Here is a 23,842-nt window from a genome sequence, read left to right on the forward strand (position 1 = left end):
AGACCCGGCTATTGCGATCGTCCACGGCGAATGTCCTGCGCTGACACAAGCTGCCGATTGAATACCGTGAACCAGCCGCCTCGGCAGCAGGCCTAGATCATGTCGATCTTCTCGACACGGTCTATCCAGGACACGGGGACTATGTCTGAGAAAACCATCCCGCAATCGAGCTTGAGGCGGGACGCACGGTAATCCGGGCACCCCAGCCAATAGATCCAAACATGGAATAGGTCGAAGACCAAGTTCGGAAAGCCATCCGTCGGCATGCCGAAGCGATTGCATGCTGTAAGCGCAGCATCCTCTGGCACCAGCAGTGAAATGAGGTACGCATCGCCGTCCGCTGCCATGAGGACTTGGCCCTCGGAACCAAGCAAATGGTGCGAGACATGCCAATCGAACTCAGAGCCTTCCTTGAGGTAATGATTGAATCCGTTCACGAGGCCTGCCCGCGAGACCGTCAAATGCACCTGCCCTTCGCGCCTACCAGAGCGCATTCCTGGGCCGAATAGCTCTAACGCCACTGTCAATGTGTGCGCAACCTCGCCCCATCGGGGATGCTGGCTCAAGACGCGTTGCAGACGCTCGGTACGCTGCTGGACCCTGAGAGGCAGAAGGCCGTCTCGGCGAATAGACTCCAGCTCGTCGGCATTGACGCGTGTGCCATGATAACCGCGTATCCGCTGGGACCGAAGCCAGCCGGTCATTGCCGCGGAGAGAACCTGTTTATCCGCATGCACCAGCACGACCTCCGCTGCATCCTCGATGAATTCAGGCTCTGCCGCCCCGACAATCTGGGCCATGTTGCCTGGCAGATAGGGGCGCAAAAGCTCCCATAAGCGCGGCCCCCATTCCGCATTGTCATCAAAATCAAAGATGGCGGCGTGCTCCGTCACAGCTCGGCTTCACATTGGGACTCGATCGATTGCAGTTCCGCAGCGATCCGCGTGCACAGGTCCGAAAAATGGTCCTTGAAGCTGCCGAAGTTAGCGATGGCGTCCTTTGCCGCTTGCGCCGCTTCGGTGCCTCTTGCATGGCCCTGCAACTTCGACCGCAGCCATTGCGTCTCCCGCAACCCCGACAGCTTCATCTGCTCATCCCGGTGGCGGCCGACATTCAGGAGCTTTTCCAACAATGCCAGCGTGCGGTCACTGTCGGTGTATTCGACCGATAACCGGTCAAGGCGCTGACGCAGGGGCTTTGTCTCGAAGCCTTCGACGACAAGCTTTGTGAGGTCCATGACGGCCTCGGCCCACTCATCCTTGCTCGCCGTCAGCGGAATGTTGGCCCGATCCATCAAATCGGAATTACGCAGTTTCCACCATTCAACCTTGCGGTCTCTCCATCGCCGGACAATCGACATGACTTCCTCGCGCGGGTGCCGGAACGTTACAAAGTCACCTTGGAAGTCATTGATGATGGCGCGCTCCGAGATGCCTGCCTGTGGCTCGACGTTGAAGGCCAGCCAGTGCAACTGCTCCGTGTACGGCAGGGCACGCAGATCGCAGATATAGGCATGGACCTGACCCGCCTCATTCACGTCGTAGCCGCGCAGGTGCCATGCCGCCCGGCAGCTCACTTCACGGTCTTTGATTGTGTATTTTTCGCGGTCGGTTTTGTATTTTGACAGCACCTCGGCCCGAAAGAAGGCCGGGGATAGCTCGAACGGCAGATTGTTGCCCTCCGTCTGAAAATAATTGGTCGTCGCTGCCGGGTCTGTGGAAATTTTGGCCAGTCGCTCATTGCGCCAATCATGCGCAACGAACTCAACGTACTGCTTGGACTTGTTCCCGCTCCAGCCATCCGTCATCCCCTGAAAGACCTGGTCAGCGCCACGGCGCGGACGCATGATCTGGATACCGCGCGTGTAGGCACAGCGTCCGCCGTGACGCTGCCGATAGAAGAAATCGGCGGAATCGACATGGACCACTTCATCGATGTTGTCCGGCCAGCCATTGAATTCGCTGTGCTTCAGCAACGTGAAGTCGAACATGCGCACAAGCGAGCGACGTGCGATGGTCAGGTATTCTTCTAGCTCTTCCCAGGTAAACGAGACTAGCCGTACCTCTTCGCCACTGCGACCTAGCGTGACGGATGCACAGTGCCGAAGGTCACCGTGATCATCGAAGCGGCAATAGGCATTTTCCTCGGGTCGCCAGTGGACACCCGTCAGATGTGTGTATTCTTGATTGACTTCGATGTAGTCGCGCCCGTCGCCGCTCCATCCCTCAAACGTGCGTGCGAAAATGAGATCACGCCCCTGATCAAGCGCCTTTGAGCCCCGGTGATGGTCATCTCGCTCGATCCACATCCCCCTGCGGCCCCCGCCGGAGACATAGCTTGCGATGCTGACATACGGATTGCAGCTCCATCGCAGCAGGTCATCCTGCGATGCGGCCTCTAGCGCTTCATCCGGCACCACGATTGAATGAATGAACGTGTAGGGGCCGGACCCGTAAATGACTGTCTCGTCAGCGATGGCATTCTGCTTGAGGAACTCCAGATGCTGACCGGCGCCGACCCATTGCAAGTATTGCGCGTCATCAGACGGTAGCTCGTCGATCTTCTCAATCTTCTGGACGATTTTTTTGTGTGCGAAGCTGGGCATGCGGGAGCATTACCATACTCGGTTTATCCGGGAAATTGGACTTTGCTCAGTAACGCAAGAACTTGGAGCAGCTTTGACGAAGTGCTGAGCGCCATCTGTCACGTCATTCAAGTTTTGGGTGTGGGCTCGAGCGAGCCGTGACCGGATGGCTAATTTGGGGAAGCGAGCGAGACGCGATCCGAGAGTACTACGAGACCGACGGACACTTGGTGTTCCGCTTTTTACAGAAGCTGCCGTTCGCCACCACGATTGAGAACGGCAAGTAAGTCCCACGCCCTGTCTTTCCGCAGTGCCGAGGCCCGCGTGAATGTACGACCGGTTCCGATGTCCTGGCCAAGCCACTCGACTAGCGGCTTTAGAGGTGAGACGGCATCGCGTGCTGCAATCAATAACGAACGTCACCCCAAAGCTACCAGCCGCTTTGCAGCCAACCCCACCACTACACTTCACCGAACCACACGCCTGCCTAATAGGGTGGCGCACCCCGTTTGCGTCGGCGGGCAAAAGGACGTAGCTTTGCGCAATGCAGGCACTTCTCTCCCTTTGGAACACCGGTTCGGTTGCCCCCGCGCTTTGTGGTCTGTTCGGGATTGCGCCGCCGCCGCCATCTGACATGCACCCGGCTCCAGTCGTCATGGCTGCCGCCCCGCCTCCGGCCGTCATTGCGGGCTGATCCCGTCTGACGCTTTGGCTCGGTGCCCCGCGCACCGAATGATCTGCATTTTCAGGTGATACCATGCATTCTCGTTTTCCTGTGGGGGCGATTGCCCTCACGAGCGCTTTTGTGCTGCTGTGGAGCAGCGGCGCCATCGTTTCCGAAATCGGGCTTCATTACGGCTCGCCCTTTGCCCTGCTGCTCTTGCGCTATGGCGTTGCGCTGGGCGCACTGACTATCGTTGCATTACGGCGCGGGCGGTTCCTGCCTCGGCGCGAAAGCATTCCGCGCGTGATCGGCACGGGCTTTGCCATCGCCGGGGTCTATTCCTCATGCTATCTTCTGGCGATGGAGCACGGGTTGCGGCCCGGGATGCTGGCCACGCTGCTGGGGATACAGCCGCTGGTGACGCTTGCCGTGACCGAGCATCGTTTCAGCGCCCGACGCGTCGGGGGACTGCTGTTCGCGCTGGCCGGAGTGGCGATGATCGTGTGGGACGGCATGGCCGGGGCGCAGTTCGGCGTGACCGGCCTTGTCTTTGCCCTCTTGTCGTTGTGCGGCATCACCGGCGGGACGATCTGGCAAAAGCGTGAGACGCAGGCGCCCTGGGACGTCCTGCCGCTGCAATATGCGACTGGCCTCGCGGTCGTGTTGCTGGTCTCTCCGTTCGAGCCGTTCCACCTGTCGATGGCGCCCGCTTTCCTGCTCAGCGCGCTCTGGCTGGGACTGGCGATTTCGGTGGGGGCGAGCTTTGCGCTCTATCGCCTCATCGCCACGGGCAATCTCGTCAATGTCACCAGCTCGCTTTATCTGGTGCCGGGCGTGACGGCGGTGATGGACTGGCTCTTGCTCGGCCATGCCATGGCCCCGCTCGGCTGGGCCGGACTTGGCGCGATTGTCGCCGGGCTGGCGATGACGTTCCGGTAAGCACCCGATCCTTTGCGTCGCGTCCTTGTGCGGGAGCATGAGGCGCAGCGCAAATGTAAAGGAATGGGAAAGAAGCCCGTCCGACCGGACGCTGTCCTTACGTATCCACCGATGAGCGAAATATCACGGCGCCGTAGCGTATTCACCGGCTCAAACCTGAGGATCGCAATAACTGGGGCTGGTTAATAACATGTTGAAAACGATTGGTGGATTCCGCTCAGTCAGGACAAAAATCGCAGTCATGGCAGGGGCATGCATTGCCGCCTCGGTCGCCATCCTGGTGTCCTACAGCACTTTTGCAACCTATCGGACTCACGGATACGTCAACGGCCGCGTGTCCGAGATGGTCCAGCAACAGGTAAAGCAGAACCTGCAGAACCGGGCCGATGCCGAAGCGCGCTTCATCAAATCCGAACTCGACATGGCGTTCGACGCGGCCCGCACCACCGCCAACAGTTTCGAACAGATGGCAGCCCCCGGCGCGGGCGGCACGGCGGCGGGCGGTCGCCGCGCCCAGTTCAATGCGGTGCTGCGCAATGTGCTCGAACACAACCCCAGCTTCAACGGGACCTACTCCGCGTGGGAACCCAACGGCCTCGACGGCAATGACGGGCCCTATCAGAACGCGGCGGCCATGGGCTCGGACGCGACCGGGCGGTTCCTGCCCTACTGGACGCGCGGGGCGGGCGGAAAAATCGCGATCCAGCCTCTGGTCGAATACGACAGCAGCGCGCGCCATCCCAACGGGCTGGTCAAGGGGGCGTGGTACATCAACCCGCACAACACCCATCGCGAAAACCTGCTCGGCCCCCTGCCCTATATCGTTCAGGGCAAGCAGGTCTATCTGGCCACCATGTCGGTGCCGATCATGATCAATGGCGTGTTCCACGGCGTTGCCGGGGCCGACTACAATCTCGACTTTCTCCAGACGCTCGCAAGTCAGGTCAGCAAGTCGCTCTATGACGGCAAGAGCACGGTCGCAGTCATCAACGACAGCGGCCTGATCGTCGCCGACAGCGCCAATCCCGAAGCCATCGGCGGCGCGGCGGCCAAGGCCAATCCGGCCTGGGCAAGCAGCGCGCAAGTGATCGCGGCGGGCAAGTCGGTGGTTGTCGATGATCCCAAGAGCGAGAACCTGCAAGTCTATGCCCCGATCAAGATCGGTCGTGTCGACACCTCGTGGGCGGTGCTGATCTCGGTTCCGCGCGCCATGGTCATGGCCGACGCCGCCCTGTTGTCCGACCAGTTGGGCCAGCGTTCGACGGTCGATACCATGTTGCAGGTCCTGATCAGCCTCGGCATTGCGGCCATTGCCATTGCCATGACCTGGCGCATGGCCGCCACGGTCACCAGCCCGATCAGCCGCTGTGCCGAATTTGCCGACGGCATCGCGCAGGAAAAGCTCAACCAGCAGCTTGCCATCGCGCAGGACGACGAAGTGGGCACTCTGGCCGAAGCGCTGCGCAAGATGCAGAACGACCTGCGCGTCAATCTGGAACACCGCGAACAGGATCAGGCCCGCACGCAACTGGTGGTCGACACCGTGTCGCGCAGCCTCGAACGCCTGGCCGAAGGCGATCTCACCACCCAGATCAACGAAGAGTTCTCGGCCGAATACGCCAACGTCAAACGCCACTTCAACGCGGCCGTGTCCAGCCTGCGCGAGATCATCTCCGCCGTCGACGACAGCAGCAAGACCATCAATATCGGTGCGGGCGAAATCAACCAGGCCTCGTCCGACCTTGCCAGCCGTACCGAAACCGGCGCGGCCCGTCTGGAACAGACCGCGCTTGCCATGAATTCGGTCACCGCGATCGTGCGCCAGACCGCCGAGAACGCGGCGCAGGCGCGCACCGCGATCACCTCCACCGATCGTCAGGCAGCCGAAGGCGGCGCGATCGTCCACAATGCCGTCATGGCCATGGGCGAGATCGAGCGGTCCTCGGAACAGATCAGCCAGATCATCAGCCTGATCGACGGGATCGCGTTCCAGACCAATCTGCTGGCGCTCAACGCCGGGGTGGAAGCCGCCCGTGCGGGCGACGCGGGCAAGGGCTTTGCCGTGGTCGCGAGCGAAGTGCGTTCGCTTGCCATGCGCAGCGCCGAAGCCGCGCAGGACATCAAGAACCTGATCAACGTCAGCTCGCAGCAGGTGTCGCAGGGCGTGACGCTCGTCGGCGAAACCGGCACCGCACTCGAACACATCATCGAGCAGATCAGCCAGTTGCGCGAAACCATCGACGAGATCGCCAGCTCTGCCGAAGTGCAGGCGACCAATCTGGCGCAGATCAACACCGCCGTCGGCGAAATGGAACGCATGACCCAGCAGAACGCGGCGATGGTCGAGGAAAGCACGGCCGCTGCGCGCAGCCTCGGCGATCAGGCCCGCACGCTGGAATCGGCAGTCGGACGCTTTAACCTCGGCAACGGCAGCCATGGATCGTTCGGCATGGGCAAACGCTATGCCGCGTAAGACTCCCACCGCCTAAACGGACGTGACAGGTTCGCGGATCGGTCGTTAACAGGGCAACGATCGATCCGTGGAGCCTGTCATGCGTTTTTCCCGCCGCCTTGCCGCCGTCCTGCTTGCCGCACCGCTGGCGGTTCCCGTGGCGATGGCCCATCCGGCAAAAGCCCCCTCGACAGTCAATCGCGTGACGATCACCCGCGACGAATGGGGCATTGCCCACGTGTCGGGACAGACTGACGCCGATGCCGTCTACGGCATGATCTATGCTCAGGCCGAAGATGATTTCCCCCGGATCGAACGCAATTACCTGGTCAATCTGGGCCGCCTGTCCGAAGCGGAAGGGGAAAGCGCGATCTGGCAGGATTTGCGCCAGCGCCTGTTCATCGACCCCGAACGGCTCAAGGCCGACTATGCGCAAAGCCCGCTCTGGCTGCGCAAATTGATGCAGGCATGGGCCGACGGGCTCAACGCATGGCTGGCCGATCATCCCAAGGCAAAGCCGCTGGTCCTCACCCATTTCGAACCGTGGATGGCGCTTTCGTTCAGCGAAGGCAGCATCGGCGGCGATATCGAGCGGGTGCCCCTGTCGCAGTTGCAGGCCTTTTACGATCACAAGCAAGTGGCAATGACCGCCTCTGAACGCGGGCTGATCTGGCAGGAACCCAAAGGGTCGAACGGCATCGCCATCGCGCCCTCACGGACGAAGGACGGCCATGCTCTGCTGCTGATCAATCCGCATACCAGCTTCTTCTTCCGCTCCGAATTACAGATGACCAGCCGCGAAGGCCTCAATGCCTATGGCGCGGTCACGTGGGGACAATTCTTCATCTATCAGGGGTTCAACGCCCATGCCGGATGGATGCACACGTCGAGCGGGATCGACAACGTCGACGAATTTGCCGAGACTCTCGTCGACACTCCGACCGGGGCCAAAGGCTATCGCTATGGCGGGCAGATCCGACCGCTTGCGGAAAACACGATCACACTGCGCTATCGCCGCCCCGACGGCACCATGGCGAGCCGGGACTTCACCACATGGGCCAGCCACCACGGCCCGATCGTGCGCGAGGAAGGGGGCAAGTGGATTGCCTTTGCCCTGATGAACCGCCCCGTCGCCGCGCTCGAACAGAGCTATCTGCGCACCAAGACCCGCGACCTCTCCGAATTCTTGAAAGTCGCCGAGCGCAAGGCGAACAGTTCGAACAACACGATCTTTGCCGATGACAAGGGCGAAATCGCCTATCTCCATCCGCAATTCGTGCCGATCCGCGATACCCGGTTCGATTACACGAAGCCTGTCGACGGCAGCGATCCTGCGACCGACTGGCGCGGCCTTCATGCGCTCGATACTCTGCCGAGCGTGCTCAATCCGAAGAACGGCTGGGCCTTCAACACCAACAACGCGCCCTGGACTGCCGCTGGCGCGGACAGCCCGAAAAAGACCGATTACCCCGTCTATATGGACGAACTGGGCGAAAACCCGCGCGGTCCCCATGCGGAAAAGGTGCTGGGCGAGCGACGGGACTTCACTCTGCCGGGCCTGATCGCCGCCGCCTACGATCCCTGGCTTCCGGCGTTCGAGCACCTTTTGCCGCCGCTGTTCGACGCGGCAGCCTCCGACCCCGGCAATGCCGACCGACAGGCCGCGATCGCCCTGCTCAAAGGCTGGGACAAGCGCTGGTCGGCCGGGTCCACCGCGACAACGCTTGCCGTCAACTGGGGCGAAGCACTCTGGGCCAAGCGCGGCGACCATCCCGATCCCGAGGATGACAGCACGTCGGTTTGGGACTGGATGGAACGCCATGCGAGCCCGGCACAACGCCTTGCCGCGCTCGACGAAGCGATCGCACGGCTCAAGGGCGATTTCGGCGACTGGCGCGTGCCGTGGGGGGACATGAACCGCTATCAACGCAACGACGGCGCCATCGATCAGGTGTTTTCCGATGCGAAGCCGTCGACCCCGATTCCCTTCGCCAGCGCGCGGTGGGGCTCGCTCGCCTCGTTCGGCGCCAAACGCTATCCCGGCACGAAGCGCTATTACGGCACCAGCGGCAACAGCTTCGTTGCCGCCGTCGAATTCGGCCCCCGCGTCACCGCCCGCGCGGTCAGCATCGGCGGGGAAAGCAACGACCCGGCTTCCCCGCATTTTGCCGATCAGGTCGACCGCTATGCCACCGGCGACTTGCGCCCCGTGCATTTCTGGCCCGACGACCTCGCCGCGCATACGACTTCCACCCGGATCCTGATCCGGCGTTAGTGTCTGGTTCGAAACTCCGGCAATGGCGGAGTTTCTGACGCGGCACCGGCCCGCTCCCCCACCCGGCCTCCCACAGGGTACAATTGTTGGGAGGCCGGGTGGGGGAGCGGGCCGGTGCCGCATGCCGTCATTCCGACAAAGTCGGAATGACGGCACAAACACCTGCGGCTCTCTTTGCATGGTCATCAAAGCGGATTACGCTCGGGCTCATGCATATCGAAGAGACCATTGCCGCCACGATTTCCGAGCTGACCCGGCTGCACGCCCGCGCGGTTGCGACCTTGCGGGCCGATATCGCCGCCTTTGCCGCCGATGGCACCCTGCCCCCGGCGGGGCGTCGCGACGACGGGTCCTATGCCTATCCGGAATTGCGGATCGATTTGCCCGGTGATCCCGACAATGTCTCGACCGGACGCGCCTTCGGACGCCTGACCGAGCGCGGGGTCTATGCAACGACGGTGACGCGTCCGGCACTTTACGCCGACTATCTCGCCGAACAGCTGCGCCTCATTCTCGAGGATTATGCCGTGACAGTGACGGTCCACCCCTCGCGGCAGGAAATCCCCTTTCCCTATGTGCTCGACGGCACGTTCGGCGCGGAAATCGGCGCTGTGCGACCACAGGATCTGGCGCGCCATTTCCCGACGACCGAACTGGCGGAAATCGGTGACGAGATTGCGGACGCGGAATATTTCGTGGGTGACGGGCCCTTCCCGCTTTCGCTGTTCGACGGGCTGCGCACCGATTTCAGCCTCGCGCGGCTGGCGCACTATACCGGCACGCGGGCCGAGGATTTCCAGCGCTACATCCTGTTCACCAACTATCACCGCTATGTCGATGAATTCGTCGACTGGGCGGGCCGCCAGCTCGGTACCGGCCGGTTCACTGCGCTGACCGGCGCAGGCGGCTTGCAGATCGATGCCGCGACTGACAGCGCGCGCGACCGCCTGTCCGACACGGCATGGCGGCGGCACCAGATGCCCGCCTATCACCTGATCGCGCCGGATCGTTCGGGGATCACGCTGGTCAATATCGGTGTCGGCCCGTCCAATGCGAAGACGATCTGCGACCATCTGGCCGTGCTGCGCCCCGAAGCCTGGCTGATGATCGGCCATTGCGGCGGCCTGCGCCCGACACAGAAGATCGGCGATTATGTCCTCGCCCATGCCTATCTGCGCGACGACCACGTGCTCGATCCGGTCCTGCCGCCCGAAATCCCCATTCCCGCCATTGCCGAAGTGCAAGTCGCCCTACAGGCCGCCGCCGAACAGGTCAGCGGCACCGGCGGAACCGATCTCAAGCGACGGATGCGGACCGGCACCGTGGTCACCACCGACGACCGCAACTGGGAATTGCGCTACTCGCACTCGGCCCGTCGGCTGAGCCTGTCGCGCGCGGTCGGCATCGACATGGAAAGCGCCACCATCGCGGCACAGGGCTATCGTTTCCGCGTGCCCTACGGCACTTTGCTGTGCGTGTCGGACAAGCCGCTGCACGGGGAAATCAAGCTGCCGGGACAGGCCAACCGCTTTTACGAGGAAGCGATCGCCGCCCATCTGGCGATCGGCACGACCACGTGCGAGCTTCTGCGCGAACAGGGGTCCCGCCTCCACTCGCGCAAGCTGCGCGCGTTCAACGAGCCCCCGTTCCGGTAAGGGGCCCCCTTACCGCGAAGCACTGGCCTTTACCGCGAAGCGCTGGCCCTTACCGCGAAGCGCTGGCAAGCCGCGGGTGGCTCACGAAGACTTGCGTGCCGATGGTATCGAGCGCGAGGCGATAGCTCTTGACCACCAGGGCAAAGACCGAAGGGTCGATGCCCTTGCCCGTCACGACGTCCCAACTGACATTGACCGACTTGTCCGCGCCGACCGTGACTGCGGCAAAGCGGTTGTCGCGGGCAAAGGCTGCGGCGGCCACCGAGTCGAAGGGCTTTTCCGGCTGGAAATTCGCGCTGAACTGCAACGACTGGCAGGCGCCATGGGTGATCTCGTTGCAGTCGTAGAACACGATCTGCGTCGCCCAGCCGCCGATCCGCGCCTGGATCAACGGATCGCCGCTGTCGTCATGCGTCAGGACGGCATCGTCCCCCGACGCCTTGAGCGCGGCGACGACGCCTTGCGGCTCGGTTGCGGAAACTTCATCGGCCCGCGCCGGAACTGATGCACCGACGCACAAGGCAAGCCCCAACAGGCAGTGGGCAATCGGAATGTGTACCGATTTCATGACAGACATCCTCGGGTATTTTTATTTATGCCCGAAGCGTCTCATAAACTCGAACCCGCGACAAGCGGGATCGGCGCGCGGTCGGTTCGATCCAGCGCGCCGTAACGGCAAGTCGGGGCCTATGGACGTCCGCGACTCGAACTCCTTCAATCCCGATCGAGGAAAGCAACGAGTTCCCGCCCCAGTTCGGGCATGGTCACGCTGCTCATATGCGTACCCGGAATGGTCACGCGTTCGGCATTGGGCAAAGCTTCTGCCAGTCGGTCGGCCGAGCCATTGTCGTTGTCGTCCGCCCCGCACAGCACCAGCGTCGGCATCGTGATCGCCTTGAGCGCCTCGGGCGGAGTGTCTTCCATCGTGCCGAGCAGCAGGCGGGCCGCCACGCGATCGACGCCGGTCGATTTCAGGAATTGCTGCGCCATGTAGGACGGATCGCCGGGGCGGATCGTCCCGAAACGATCGATCACGTCGCGGAAGAAATCCTGCCGCTTGGCCCAGCCCGCGAGCCCTTCGAGCCCCATGCCCGCCAGGACCAGACGGCGGGGCGCCATGCCTCGGATCACGCTGCGCGCCGAAGTCCGCGCGCCGAGGGAAAAACCGACGAGATCGAAATCGGAAAGGCCGAGATGGGCGACCAGCGCCTCTGCGTCGCGAGCAAGTACGTCGGAAGGATAAGCCTCGGCATCATGCGGCGCCGCACTGCCCCCATGCGCGCGCAAGTCGGGCATCAGGCAGGCAAAACCCGCCTCCGCCAGTTGCGCGGCTGTGCCGTACTTGATCCAGTTGACCGTGGCCGAGGAAAACAGCCCGTGCAGCAGCACGACCGGCCGTCCCTCTCCCAGACGGTGAAGCGCCAACGGAGCGCCATCGAAGCCGGGAAATGTCTCGCTTGTCGCAGGTATCGTCGTCATGACACCGCGATAGCCGCTTATCCCAGCAGCTTGTAGCCCGAAATCAGGAGGACTGCCGCAAGGATGGGGCGCAACACGCGATCGGACGCGCGCGTCGACAGCAGGCTTCCGACCGCCACCGCCGGGACCGAACCGATCAACAGATTGACCAGCAAGGGCACGTTGACGTCACCGATGACCCAGTGCCCGAACCCGGCGATGAGCGTCAGCGGCACCGCATGGGCAATGTCACTGCCCACGATCCGCGACACGCGCGACGCGGGATAGAGCATCAGCAGCGCGGTCACGCCGATCGCCCCCGCCCCGACCGAAGAAACCGTCACCGCGACGCCCAGCAAAGCGCCCAGAACGATCGTCGGCAGTCGAGTGGTCTTGTCGTCGCGCTGTTCGTGATGTTGCGCAAACGAGGCGAGCCGGTTCTGGAACAGCGTGGCAAAGGCCGTCAGTATCAACATGCAGCCGAGCGCGACAAGCATGACCTTGCTCGCCGCCTTGGGCGGTTGCCCAAGGCCTGACACGACGATCAGAGTGAGGATCGCCGCAGGCACGCTGCCCGAAGCAAGCCGCCGCACGATTTTCCAGTCGACGCTCGACCGCGAGCCGTGGATCAGCGACCCGGCAATCTTGGTCGAGGACGCAAACAGAAGGTCAGTGCCGACCGCCGTCGTCGGACTGATGCCGAACATCAGCACCAGCAGCGGCGTCATCAGTGAACCGCCCCCGACACCGGTAAGGCCGACGAGCAACCCCACCAGCGCACCGGCGATCACGTGCAGCATGTCGAACTGGGCCAGCATTCCCTATCCAGTACAGCGCGCGGCGGTGATCGTCACGGCTTTCCCGCGGGCCATACCGGGCAAACCCCGCTTTCCGCAACATCGGGGCGCACAATCTCTATTTTGGAGCTTGGCATTCTTTCTTTGTCGCCACCTGGGTCCGAAAAGAGACAGAGGCGGCCACGATCCCCCTTGCGCCCGTGTGGGGAAGGCATATCCTTGACTTTGCCATGAAACTTCGCGCCATGGACATGATTGCGCCGAAACGGCCGATGCGACGCGCTTTCGTGCGTGTGCGCCGTTCGTTCGCACACGGCCGGAGCCGGGTCCTGATCCCGGCCCTGCTGGGAACTCTTGCCATCGCAACGCCCGCCTCGGCGACGCCCGGCTCGCTCAGCCTGCTGAGCAACCAGCCCTTGCGCTTCGGTACGATCGTGACGGTCGACGGCGGATCGCGCACGGTCGGAGCGGACGGCTCGACCATCAACAGCAATGTGTTCCCACTCGGCGACCGTACCAGTGGCCCGGCACAGTTCACACTGGTCTACAACCGCCCCGGCAACGACAAGCGCGCCTATCAACTGACCTTCGCGATCAACCTGCCCAGCGTTCCGAATGTGCGCGCAGCAGGGGTTCAGGGTACGCTTTCGGGCTTTACCACCGATCTCCCCGGCATTCCCGTGCTGCAACCGGGGCGCACCGCGCTCTACACCCTTTCCAATTGCATGTCGGACAGCTGCTCGGTGACGTTCCATATCGGCGGGACACTCAACGTCGAGCGCACGTCGGGCGGCGGCGAGCTTACCTTTCCGCTGGTTCTCATGACTTCGGTCGTGGCGGTGCTGGGATGAAGGGCATCGCGATCCGTATCGCGGCCGGACTGCTTGTCCTCGCCCCGGGATCGCAGATTGCCTGTGCCGCCTCGTCGAGTGCCACCGGCGTCGCCACGGCAAGCATTGTCCGCCCTCTCACCGTCACGGCCGATGCAGACATGGATTTCGGCACAATCACCCATGCCCCCCGGCAAAGCGGGACCGTGACCGTCAGTCCCGGTAGCGCCGGTGCGTCTTATGGCGGAGCGGCGGGAGGCATATGTGCGGGCACCGCGTGCGGCGACGCGCATTCCGCCCACTTCACGGTCAAGGGCGAACCGCTGCGGAGCTATGCGATCCAGCTGCCTTCGACCGTGGCCGCCCTGCCCGACGCGGCCGCCGCCGCCAAGGGTGCCCCGTCGTTGCAAGTGGGGGCACTTACCCTGCACAGCGCAAGCGGGACATCGGAGCCCCGCCTCGACGCTGTCGGACAGGACAGCTTCGAAGTCGGCGGCACGCTCACGCTGCCCGCCGACGCTCCGGCAGCCCATTACCGCGCCACGCTGACCATCATGGTAACCTATATCTGAACGGGTTTCAGCGATTGCGAATCGCGCAATCGTCGTCCGCCACCGCGCAGGGAGAAAGGGCTGGAAAGGCGTCCGGCCGTCCCCCCGATTTCAGGGTCAGCCCGGGCCCATCGCGGGTCGAAATCGGCGAGCGTTTGCGGCAAACCGCGAAAAATCGCACATCATCCTGAAAACAAACGGCCATTCCTTTTCGGCATTTCCGACAAAAACCCGGCGACGCGGGAAACCATGCCGAACCGAACCACCAGCGCCTCTCGTCCCGATCATTTCACGCCACCGTGGTTTCACCTAACCAGCCATTAATCATTTCCTCTTACCAGACGACCTGCGGCGGGGGACATTCGGCAAACCATTGCCAATGCGCACCACCGTCGCGGCACTGGAGGCCAATGCAAAGAGCGTTGCCTTGCGGTCCACTTCGGGGAATGAGCAAATGACCAAGATGAACAAGTACGTTCTCGCGGCAGCTTCGGTTGCCGCCCTGTTCGCAGCACCGGGCGTCGCGCTGGCTGCTTCGGGCAACAGCTCGACCGCGGCCGGCACTGCCACCGCCAGCGTCGTTGCGCCGATCGTTCTGACCCACACCAGCGGTGCGGCACTCAATTTCGGCAAGTTCACCGTCGGCGCGGGCGGCACCGTCGTTGTCACCTCGGCCGGTGCCGGTTCGGTCACCAGCGACGTCGGCTTCGTTCCGGGTTCGTCGACCGCTGCCGACCAGTTCACGCTGACCGGCGATTCGGGCCGCAACTTCGGCATCACGACCACCAGCGGCACGCTGACCAACGGCACGAAGACGATGAGCTTCACCACCGCTCCGTCGGCTGCCTCGGGTACGCTCAGCGCCTCGGGCACCTACAGCTTCAACGTCGGCGGCACGCTGACCGTGGCGGGCACCGAAACCGCAGGCGCCTATACCGGCACCTACAACGCGACGGTCGCCTATCAGTAAGGGTGCGAGGCATTCGGCTGATCCTTGGGGGGACGGAACGATGCGCGTATCCGCAAAGGTCGCAGGGCTTGCCCTGGGGCTGATCGGCCTGGGCCTTGCCACTCCCGCAGTGGCAGGCCCGGCCAGCACCTCGACGACCAGCGGCAGTGCTTCCGCGCAGGTCGCCTTGCCGCTCCAGGTCGTGGCGGTCGAAGACCTGCGTTTCGGAGCCATTGCCCAGCCGCAAGCCAGCGGGACGCTGACCATTGCGACCAATGGCGCAATGACCACGTCCGGCAGCCTCGGCACGGCCAGCGCAATTGCCCAACCGGGCACGCGCGGCCCTGCCCAGTTCGCCCTGTCCGGTCAATCCGGGCAGCGTTTCCTGGTACTGATCGCCAACAACACGACGATCAGCAACGGGTCGGCCACCATGCGGGTGACCAAGATCACCAGCAGTATCGGCCAGGGCCTGGAAGTGCTCGACGCGTCCGGCACCTTGACTTTCACGGTCGGGGGCACGCTCAACGCCAACAGCAATCAGGCGGTCGGCAACTACACCGGCACCTTCCCGGTCATCGTCACGTTTTTCTGATCCGGCATCCGGGCCCATCGCGGCCCGGATGCGTATTGGAGTCTTAACCATGTCACGCAACCGATCGGAAACCATGTGGAAGCCGGGCCTGCAATCGCTCGCCTGCGCCGCGCTGTGTCTGGGCGCCATGCCGCTCGCCGCCGTGGCGCAGACGGCCCCTGCTTCGTCCCATATTCCCGAAGGTTCGGTCGGCGGCATGGGCGACATCAATCTCTATCCCAAGCGCGTCGTCATCGACAGCCGCGCCCGCGTGGCCAGCGTCGGCGTCTACAACCGCACCGCCAACAGCGGCGACTATGACATCGTCATTTCCGACATGATGATGACGCCCGACGGTCGTCTTGTCGAACTCGCCTCGGTCGACGACAAGGACCCCACCCGCGCCCGGGTCAAGGCGGCAAGCCAGATGGTGCGCTGGTCCCCTCATCGCTTCACGCTCGGCGGCAACGAGATGCAGAACGTGCGCCTGATGGCCCACACGCTCGAGGATCTGCCCGCCGGGGAATACCGCACGCACCTTTCGGTCATTGCGGTTCCGCCCGGCAACGACGGGCTCACCATCGATGAGGCCGCGACCGGCGACGCGCCCTCGGGCGGCATCGGCGTACGCATCACGCCGCGCTTCGGCATCTCGATCCCGGTCATCGTCCGCGTCGGCGAAACGACGCTGACGGCGGGGCTCAAGGACCTGAACCTGCGCACTGCTCCCACCGGGCAAAAAGTGATCGCCCTCACAATCACCCGCAGCGGCAATCGCTCGGCTTTCGGCGACATCGTGGTGACCGCTCCGGGCAGTTCGAAGCCGGTCGCATCGGTCAAGGGCGTCGGCATCTATACCGAAGTCGATGCCCGCACCGTGCTGCTGCCGGTCGATCCCGCCCTTGACCCGCGCCTCACGGCCAAGGGCGCGAAGCTGACCGTCACCTATACCGACGATGACTATGCCCCGGGCAAGATGCTTGCCCGTGAAGACTTCGTCGTTCCGTGACGCGGCCGGGGGCGCCATCGGCAGCCTCCGTTTTCGACATGCCACAGCCCGCCCGCAAACGCGGCGCGGGCCCTTCGCACGTGGCGATCGCCCTCGCCTCGGTCCTTCCCGCGCAAGCTGCCCTTGCCGCGCCCGAAGGCGCCAGCCCACAGACCGTCTCGCCACCGAGCCAGCCGCTTCCGGCCATTCCCGGACGCGTCGCGAAACCGGGACAGGCGCTGGCCATCACCTATCCCGCGCTTTCAAGCGACGATGAACTGATCGTCGAGATCTCGACCGAACATCACGAGATGACCGACACGATCACCGCACACGGGTTGCGCGGCGGGGTCTATCTGCCGTTCGGGGATCTGGCGCGCTTTCTCGACCTGCCGATCCAGATCAGCGACGACGGGCACTATGCCAGCGGCTGGTTCCTGTCGCCGACCCGCACGGTCGCCATCAACCTGCGCGCCGGGACGATCATGCTGTCCGGCCGCGAGCGCCCCTTGCGCAAGACCGACTTCGCCGCGTTCGAAGGCGAACTCTATATCAAGGCCGAAGCCCTGGCCGAGATCCTGCCGATTTCGGCCAGCGCGGACCTGCGCGCGCTGTCTGTCACGGTGAAGACGCGCGAACCCTTCCCCTTTCAGGACCGACTCCAGCGCGAGGCGGCGCGCGAAAAGCTCGCCAATACCGCCGGACGCGATCACCAGACCACGTATCCGCGCCAGCAGACACCGTGGAAAGCGATCGATGCGCCGATCACCGATGTCGAAGTGCGCGCGCAAGGGGGACAGGGACGCGGGACCCATCTCGAAACCGATCTGCGGGCGTCAGGCGATCTCGCCTTCATGACCGCGCACCTTTATGCCGGGTTCTCCTCGTCCGACGCCTTGACCGGCGCACGCCTCGAACTCGGGCGCCGCGATCCCGATGCGGGTCTCCTGGGTGGCCTCCATGCAACCGATTTCGAAATGGGTGACGTTGCCAGTTCCTCCCAGCCGGTGGGCCTGCGCGGCGTCGCCGGACGCGGCATCACGCTGACCAACGAACCGCTCGAACATGCCTCGGCCTTTGAAACCATCGATTTTCGCGGGGATCTGCCGACCGGATACGAAGTCGAACTCTATCGCAACGACGTCCTGATCGGATCGACGCGCAACGCGGTCAACAGCCAGTACGAATTCATCAAGGTGCCCGTCGAATTCGGGCAGAACGTCTTCCGCCTCGTCTTCTACGGCCCGGAAGGACAACGACGCGAGGAAGTGCGGCGGATCAATGTCGGCGACGGACGGCTCGCGCGGGGCGCCTTCGTCTACAACCTCTCGGCCGTGCAAAAGGATACGCCCCTCTTCGGACTGCAGGCCCCCGGATACCTGCCTTCGATCGATCAGGGGGCATGGCGCGGATCACTGGAAATGCAATATGGCCTGACCGGGGGGATCACCACCGTGGCCGGGGCCGCGCTCTATCAGGGCAATGGCACCACCCGCTGGTTCGGTTCGGCGGGGCTGCGCACCGGCATCGGCCGCTTTGCCGCCAAAGTCGACGGCGTCATGGGCAACGGCGGCGGACGCGCGGTGGAACTGGGTCTTGCCGGACGCGTGCTCGGCACCAGCCTGGTTGCGACTCATGCGCGCTATGGCGGCGGGTTCATCGACGAAGTCCGCTCGCCCGACAACAAGCCGCTGTCCTCGATGACCAGCTTCAATCTCGCCAATACGCTGCATCTGGGATCGAAGTCGGTGCCGCTCTCGCTCGACGTGCAGCATCTTGCCTATGTCAGCGGGCAGGTTTCCGACACCGCCACGTTCCGCCAGTCGTTCACCACCGGGCGCATGGTCATGTCGAACGCAGTCGTCCACACGATCCAGGCCGCCCCCGGCATGGTCACCACCCGCATGACCAGCGGCACGTTCGACCTGTCGAGCTATGCCGGCAGCCATACCGAATATCGCGCCGGGGTCGGCTATGACATCGGCCCCAAGCCGCGTATTTCCACTCTGAGCGGCGAAGTCGATCACACCTTCAACAGCGGTACGTCGATCCGCACCGCGATCACCCATTCCTTTGCCGACAACAAGACGACGCTGGGCCTTTCGGGCGGGCGCAAGTTCGGCCCCTTCGCCCTGTCGTTCGACAGCACCTATACCGTGCCCACGCGCCAGTTCGCGTTCACGCTGCGCCTCGGTTTCAGCTTTGGCCGCAATCCGCTCAACGGACGCATGTTCACCGCGCGGCCCGGCCTTTCCAACGGCGGCGCGGTCGCCTTGCGCGCCTATTCCGACACCAACGGCAATGGCCGCTATGACAAGGGCGAGCCGCAAGTGGGCAAGGCGACCTTCTTTACCCCGACCCAGACGGTCACCGCCGACGACAGCGGCACGGCCATTCTGGGCGGCACCAGCGACGGCAGCCACACCGCCGTTCGCATCGACGGCGCGACTCTGCCCGACATCGCCATGGCGCCCGCGCGACCCGGCGTGGAAATCGTATCGCGTGCCGGACGCATCCCGGTGGTCGAATTCGCCATCGACCAGTTGAGCGACGTCGAGGGCACGGCCGTCTTCCTCGACCACGGCGGCAAGCGCGCGGTGGCCGGGGTCACGCTCTATCTCGTTGACGGCAAAGGCCATCGCGTGGCCCGTGCGCGCAGCGAAAACGACGGTTTCCTCCTGTTCGAACAGATCCGTCCGGGCACCTACGACATGATCATCGACGCCAATCAGGCCCGCAATCTGAAAATCCGACTGCACAAGGCGATCCGCCTCACCATCGGTCGCACCGGCAAACTTGTCCGCACCCGCGTCGAAGTCGTCCGGGACTGATATCGACAAGCCTATTTTGGCCCCCTGTATTTTGACCGAGGATTTTACGTCGGGTTAACCACACTCCGCGCATGATCCCGGAGATGTTCGACGATCCGCACAGCTTTGCCCGCTCGGTCGCGCTGGCCGAAACCGCAGCCGCCCCGGCTCGCGGTGTCGTTCCCGACGATCTCGGGGCGCTGTCCCCGCGCGGGGGGCGGTCTGCCGTGGCGCTTTCGGTCGTCGTTCCCTGCTACAACGAAGAGGCCGTGATCGACGCCCTGCTCGCCCGGCTCGAGCCGGTCTGCGAAGCCGCTGCCCCCGGTTCCTATGAAATCGTTCTGGTCAACGACGGCTCGCACGACGGCACCTGGGCCGCGATCGGTGCCCATGCCGCGCGCTCGCCCCATATCGTCGGCATCGACCTGTCCCGCAATCACGGGCATCAGCTTGCCCTGACTGCCGGTCTGTCGCTGTGCCGGGGCAACCATGTTCTCGTCATCGACGCCGATCTTCAGGACCCGCCCGAACTGCTGCCCGAAATGCTCGCTCTTGCCGGGCAAGGATACGATGTCGTCTATGGCCAGCGGATCGATCGCGAAGGCGAGACCTGGTTCAAGAAAAGCAGTGCGAGCCTGTTCTATCGCCTGCTCGAACGGCTGATCGACATTCCCATACCACGCGACACCGGCGACTTCCGCCTGATGAGCCGCGCTGTCGTCGATGCCTTCAACCGCATGCCCGAACGCCATCGGTTCGTGCGCGGCATGGTGAGCTGGCTGGGTTTCCGTCAGGTCGCCCTGCCCTATGTCCGCGAAGCCCGCTTCGCCGGGGAAACCCATTACCCGCTGGCCAGGATGGTCGGCCTTGCCGTCGATGCCGTCACCGGCTTCTCGATCAAGCCCCTGCGCATGGCCTCGATCTTCGGGGCGGTCTGCGGGACGATCGGGCTCGGCCTTGTCGTCTGGGCCTTGTGGGCATGGCTTGAAGGACGCACGGTTTCGGGCTGGACCAGCATGATCGCAGTGACGCTGGTACTGGGCAGTGCGCAACTGATGATCTTGGGGGTGTTCGGCGAATACCTCGGCCGCATGTATATCGAGACCAAGAACCGCCCGGCCTGGATCGTGAGAGAGATCACCGGCCGCCCCCCGCATGACTGAGCAGGCCCTGTCGGCGCCTGCCCCGCGCCTGCGCGCTCTGGCGAGTGAAGCGGGTCGCATCGCCCGGTTCGGTGCGGTCGGGCTGGTCAATACCGCCATCGGCGCCGGAACGATCGCGATCGGCCTCCACTGCGGTCTCGGCGATTATGCCGCCAATGCCGCCGGCTACGGCCTCGGCCTCGTCAGCTCCTATATCCTCAACCGCCGCTTCACTTTCCGCGCAAAGGGCTCAGCCGACGGACGCGAAAAGCTGCGCTTCGCGATGACGGCGGGTATCAGCTACCTCGTCAACCTGACGATCCTGCTGCTCGGGCGCCGGATCGGCGCGGGCGGAACCATGGCCCTGCAACTCGTCGCCATGGCCGCCTACACCATGACGTTCTACGCACTGTCCCGGCTGTTCGTCTTCTCCGCAAACGAGCGTCCTTCACGCGATCGCGCGGCGCGGCGCGGTGATCCGCTCGCCCTTGCAGACAGCAACCTGCTCGTCCTCGCACTGGTTCTTGCCACGGCCGTTCCGATCCTCTTTCCACCGATCCTGCCGCTGATGGACCTTGGCGGCCACGTCGGGCGTTATGCGGTGCAGATCGACGGCGGACGCTCGGCCGATCTCGCGCGCTGGTACGGTTTCCAATGGGGCCTGCTGCCCAATCTCGGCGTCGATCTGCTGGTTCAGGGTCTGGCGCCGCTTATCGGGCTGGAACCGGCGGTCCACCTCATCGTCGGGGCGATCCCGCCGCTGATGGTGCTGGGTCTGCTCCTGCTCGCGCGCGAGGCGCATGGGCGCATTCCGCCCGGCGCCGCCTTTGCCGCGCCGCTTGCCTATGGCGCGCCCTATATCATGGGCTTTGCCAACTTCACCCTCGGCATCGCCATGGCGACGCTGCTCCTGGCCCTGTGGATGCGGCTGGGGCGCAGCCATCCCCGCTTTCGGGCTGCGCTGTTCGTTCCGCTCGGGTTCATACTGTGGCTCTGTCACCTCGTGGCCTATGGCGTCTTCGGCATTGTCGCGGGCTGCATCGAACTCGATCGCCAGCGTGCGCGGGGGCGTGGCTGGACCGCCTCGATACTGCACGCGGGGCTCGCCCTGATCCCGCTCCTGTCCGGCCCGCTCGCGGGACGCCTCTTTCCCCATCGTGCCGATCCGGGCGAACCGTTCCGCTATCTCGAAACGAGTGCCAAGCTTGCCTATCCGCTGCTGATCCTGCGCGACACATGGTCCTTGTGGGACACTGCCTGCGCGACGGTCGTAGTACTGGCGGCCTTCGTCGCCTTGCGGGCCCAGGGCTGGCATCGCCATCGCGGCCTTGTCGGCGCGGGCCTCGTGCTGACCGCGCTTTATGTCGTTATGCCCGACGTGATCATGGGATCACATTACGCCGATATCCGGCTCTTGCCGATCATCCTTGGCCTGTTGATCATTGCCGGGGCGCCTCCGACCGAGACCGCAATCGACCGGCGCCGGGCGGGCCTGATCCTTGCCGCCGCGCTCGGCTTTGCCGGGGTCCGCATGGCGAGCACGACTTATACTCTGCTCGTTCAGGGACGGCAGGCCGAACGCTCGCTTTCCGCGCTCGATGCCCTGCCCCGCGGCAGCAATCTCATCACGCTTTACGTCGCCCAGTGCGGCGGCTGGAGCAGCGACAGGCGCCATCATCTGGGCGGCTATGCCCTCGCCCGGCACCACGCATTCGACAATGCCCAATGGGAAATGCCGAGCGGACAATTGCTGTCCGTTCACAACCCCGACGCGCAACCCTTTGTCCGCGATCCTTCGGAAGTGACTTTCCTGCATCCCTGCCACGGGGCAGCCGACCTCGCGACGACGATTGCCGCGGTTCCGACGCCGATCTCATGGCTCTGGGTCATCGAAAACGGCCAGGACAACGATTTCGGTCTCCGGGATTTTCCCGGATGGCAACCTGTGAGACAATCGGGGAACAGCGTGCTTCTGCATCGCAGGGCGGAACCGCTTGGCAAGGATGGCAAATAACGAAAGTTTATCTTTTCGCTTGTTGTTTCTGCCGCTTACATAATAAACACTGCCAACAACATAAAAAAGGTCGCTCCGCAATCGTTAGATACGACCAATGAACTCATCGGAGAGAGAAGACCGCAATGGGAGCGATCACACCAACGGTCCGAAGCATTTCAGACCTTGCCCGAATTGCCGGCGTGTCGATATCGACTGTCTCTCGCGCTTTGACTGGTAAAGGCACACTTAACCAGCAGACCCGAGACCGTATTCGCGCTCTTGCCGCCGAACACGGTTTTCGCCTCAACGTCGCCGCCCAGAATCTTCGCCTCGGCAGAACCGGCGCGATTGCCGTACTGCTCCCGCTGGGGCACGAGCGGGCACAACATCTGTCCGACCCGTTCCTTTCGACCATGATCGGCCATCTGGCCGATGCCCTTTCCGACAAGGGATACGACCTTCTCCTTTCCCGCGTTCTTCCCGAAGAGGATCACTGGCTGGAAGAATTCGTCGTTTCCGGGCGCGTCGACGGGATCATCGTCATCGGCCAATCGGACCAGAATGACGTGCTCAACCGGGCGGCAACCCATTACCGGTCGATGGTGGTTTGGGGGGCCTATGACCCCGACAACATGTATACCACCGTGGGGTCCGACAATTTCGCGGGCGGGATGATGGCAGCGCGTCACCTGCTGCAACGCGGGTGCAAGACGATGGCATGGTTCGGCCACGGCGATGCTCCGGAATTTCAGGCACGCAAAACGGGATTCCTCGCCGGATTGCCCGACGAACTTCGCAAGAACGTCGAAATCATTCCGATCCCGATCACGCCGGAAGGCAGCCATGCCGCTGCACAGGCCTATTTCACATTGGGGCACCGTCCCGACGGCGTGTTCGCCGCCTCCGACGTTGCCGCGATGAGCGTTTGCGCCGCCGCAACCCAGAACGGCATTTCCATTCCCGACGACATGGCCGTTGTCGGGTTCGACGACATCCTGCTGGCCCGTTATGCCTCGCCGCCCCTGACCACCGTGCGCCAGGACATCGAGAGCGGCGCCCGCATGCTGGTCGACCTGCTGACACGTCGCATGGCCGGCGGCGATACCCAGTCGGTGCAATTCGCCCCGCGCCTGATCGTCCGCGAATCCGCCTGACAAAGCGATACAGGAATGGGGGCG

18 protein-coding genes are annotated in these 23,842 nt (G+C 63.7%); 13 read left to right on the top strand and 5 right to left on the bottom strand.

The features are described from left to right. Window positions 1-92: 92 nt before the first annotated feature. Together Y88_RS16845 and Y88_RS16850 are read right to left on the bottom strand one after the other, a co-directional pair. Entirely contained in the window at window positions 93-893 is an 801-nt protein-coding gene (locus tag Y88_RS16845; protein WP_018075621.1) for a hypothetical protein, read from the bottom strand. Then, window positions 890-2,605, bottom strand: a complete 1,716-nt coding sequence (locus Y88_RS16850) for a hypothetical protein (protein WP_008071442.1) — start codon at window positions 2,603-2,605, stop codon at window positions 890-892. The genes Y88_RS16845 and Y88_RS16850 overlap by 4 nt, the downstream gene beginning before the upstream one ends. 736 nt (window positions 2,606-3,341) lie before the next feature. Between Y88_RS16850 and Y88_RS16855 the strand changes: the two genes are divergently transcribed. From Y88_RS16855 to Y88_RS16870, 4 genes are all read left to right on the top strand, one after another. After that, window positions 3,342-4,187: a DMT family transporter gene (locus tag Y88_RS16855; RefSeq protein ID WP_050805645.1), complete on the top strand. Its 846-nt coding sequence runs from the start codon at window positions 3,342-3,344 to the stop codon at window positions 4,185-4,187. Window positions 4,188-4,428: 241 nt separating this feature from the next. After that, window positions 4,429-6,660, top strand: coding sequence for a methyl-accepting chemotaxis protein (locus tag Y88_RS16860; protein ID WP_008071447.1), 2,232 nt, complete (start codon window positions 4,429-4,431; stop codon window positions 6,658-6,660). A gap of 79 nt (window positions 6,661-6,739) precedes the next feature. Continuing rightward, window positions 6,740-8,914 carry a penicillin acylase family protein gene (locus tag Y88_RS16865; RefSeq protein WP_018075618.1) on the top strand — a complete coding sequence of 725 codons (2,175 nt, stop codon included), beginning with the start codon at window positions 6,740-6,742 and terminating at the stop codon, window positions 8,912-8,914. Between the two features lie 209 nt (window positions 8,915-9,123). Next, window positions 9,124-10,569, top strand: coding sequence for an AMP nucleosidase (locus Y88_RS16870; protein ID WP_018075617.1), 1,446 nt, complete (start codon window positions 9,124-9,126; stop codon window positions 10,567-10,569). A 49-nt stretch (window positions 10,570-10,618) separates the two neighbouring features. Here Y88_RS16870 and Y88_RS16875 read toward each other — a convergent pair whose 3' ends face one another. From Y88_RS16875 to Y88_RS16885, 3 genes are all read right to left on the bottom strand, one after another. Beyond that, complete coding sequence (locus Y88_RS16875) at window positions 10,619-11,137, bottom strand: YbjN domain-containing protein (protein ID WP_008071450.1); 519 nt, start codon at window positions 11,135-11,137, stop codon at window positions 10,619-10,621. A gap of 146 nt (window positions 11,138-11,283) precedes the next feature. Next, entirely contained in the window at window positions 11,284-12,048 is a 765-nt protein-coding gene (locus Y88_RS16880; protein ID WP_008071451.1) for an alpha/beta fold hydrolase, read from the bottom strand. A 17-nt stretch (window positions 12,049-12,065) separates the two neighbouring features. Next, the gene (locus tag Y88_RS16885) at window positions 12,066-12,845 is read right to left on the bottom strand and encodes a sulfite exporter TauE/SafE family protein (RefSeq protein ID WP_008071452.1); all 780 of its coding nucleotides are present in this window, start codon (window positions 12,843-12,845) and stop codon (window positions 12,066-12,068) included. Between the two features lie 209 nt (window positions 12,846-13,054). Between Y88_RS16885 and Y88_RS16890 the strand changes: the two genes are divergently transcribed. The 9 genes from Y88_RS16890 to Y88_RS16930 all read left to right on the top strand — a co-directional run bounded on the left by Y88_RS16890 (window position 13,055) and on the right by Y88_RS16930 (window position 23,818). Continuing rightward, window positions 13,055-13,675, top strand: coding sequence for a DUF4402 domain-containing protein (locus tag Y88_RS16890; protein WP_018075615.1), 621 nt, complete (start codon window positions 13,055-13,057; stop codon window positions 13,673-13,675). Then, window positions 13,672-14,226, top strand: coding sequence for a DUF4402 domain-containing protein (locus tag Y88_RS16895; protein WP_008071454.1), 555 nt, complete (start codon window positions 13,672-13,674; stop codon window positions 14,224-14,226). Before Y88_RS16890 ends, Y88_RS16895 begins: the two co-directional genes overlap by 4 nt. 358 nt (window positions 14,227-14,584) lie before the next feature. Continuing rightward, window positions 14,585-15,175 carry a DUF4402 domain-containing protein gene (locus Y88_RS16900; protein ID WP_008071455.1) on the top strand — a complete coding sequence of 197 codons (591 nt, stop codon included), beginning with the start codon at window positions 14,585-14,587 and terminating at the stop codon, window positions 15,173-15,175. 40 nt (window positions 15,176-15,215) lie between these two features. After that, window positions 15,216-15,749, top strand: a complete 534-nt coding sequence (locus Y88_RS16905; protein ID WP_008071456.1) for a DUF4402 domain-containing protein — start codon at window positions 15,216-15,218, stop codon at window positions 15,747-15,749. Between the two features lie 49 nt (window positions 15,750-15,798). Next, complete coding sequence (locus tag Y88_RS16910; RefSeq protein ID WP_008071457.1) at window positions 15,799-16,737, top strand: fimbrial biogenesis chaperone; 939 nt, start codon at window positions 15,799-15,801, stop codon at window positions 16,735-16,737. An 80-nt stretch (window positions 16,738-16,817) separates the two neighbouring features. Continuing rightward, window positions 16,818-19,547: a hypothetical protein gene (locus Y88_RS16915; RefSeq protein WP_008071458.1), complete on the top strand. Its 2,730-nt coding sequence runs from the start codon at window positions 16,818-16,820 to the stop codon at window positions 19,545-19,547. An 83-nt stretch (window positions 19,548-19,630) separates the two neighbouring features. Continuing rightward, window positions 19,631-20,689: a glycosyltransferase family 2 protein gene (locus tag Y88_RS16920; protein ID WP_232281130.1), complete on the top strand. Its 1,059-nt coding sequence runs from the start codon at window positions 19,631-19,633 to the stop codon at window positions 20,687-20,689. After that, the gene (locus Y88_RS16925; RefSeq protein ID WP_008071460.1) at window positions 20,682-22,682 is read left to right on the top strand and encodes a GtrA family protein; all 2,001 of its coding nucleotides are present in this window, start codon (window positions 20,682-20,684) and stop codon (window positions 22,680-22,682) included. The genes Y88_RS16920 and Y88_RS16925 overlap by 8 nt, the downstream gene beginning before the upstream one ends. Before the next feature lie 125 nt (window positions 22,683-22,807). After that, on the top strand, window positions 22,808-23,818 hold the full coding sequence (locus Y88_RS16930) for a LacI family DNA-binding transcriptional regulator (protein WP_026166899.1): 1,011 nt from the start codon (window positions 22,808-22,810) through the stop codon (window positions 23,816-23,818). The last annotated feature ends 24 nt before the right edge of the window (window positions 23,819-23,842 follow it).

Source organism: Novosphingobium nitrogenifigens DSM 19370 (genome assembly GCF_000192575.1).
Taxonomy (GTDB): Bacteria; Pseudomonadota; Alphaproteobacteria; order Sphingomonadales; family Sphingomonadaceae; genus Novosphingobium; species Novosphingobium nitrogenifigens.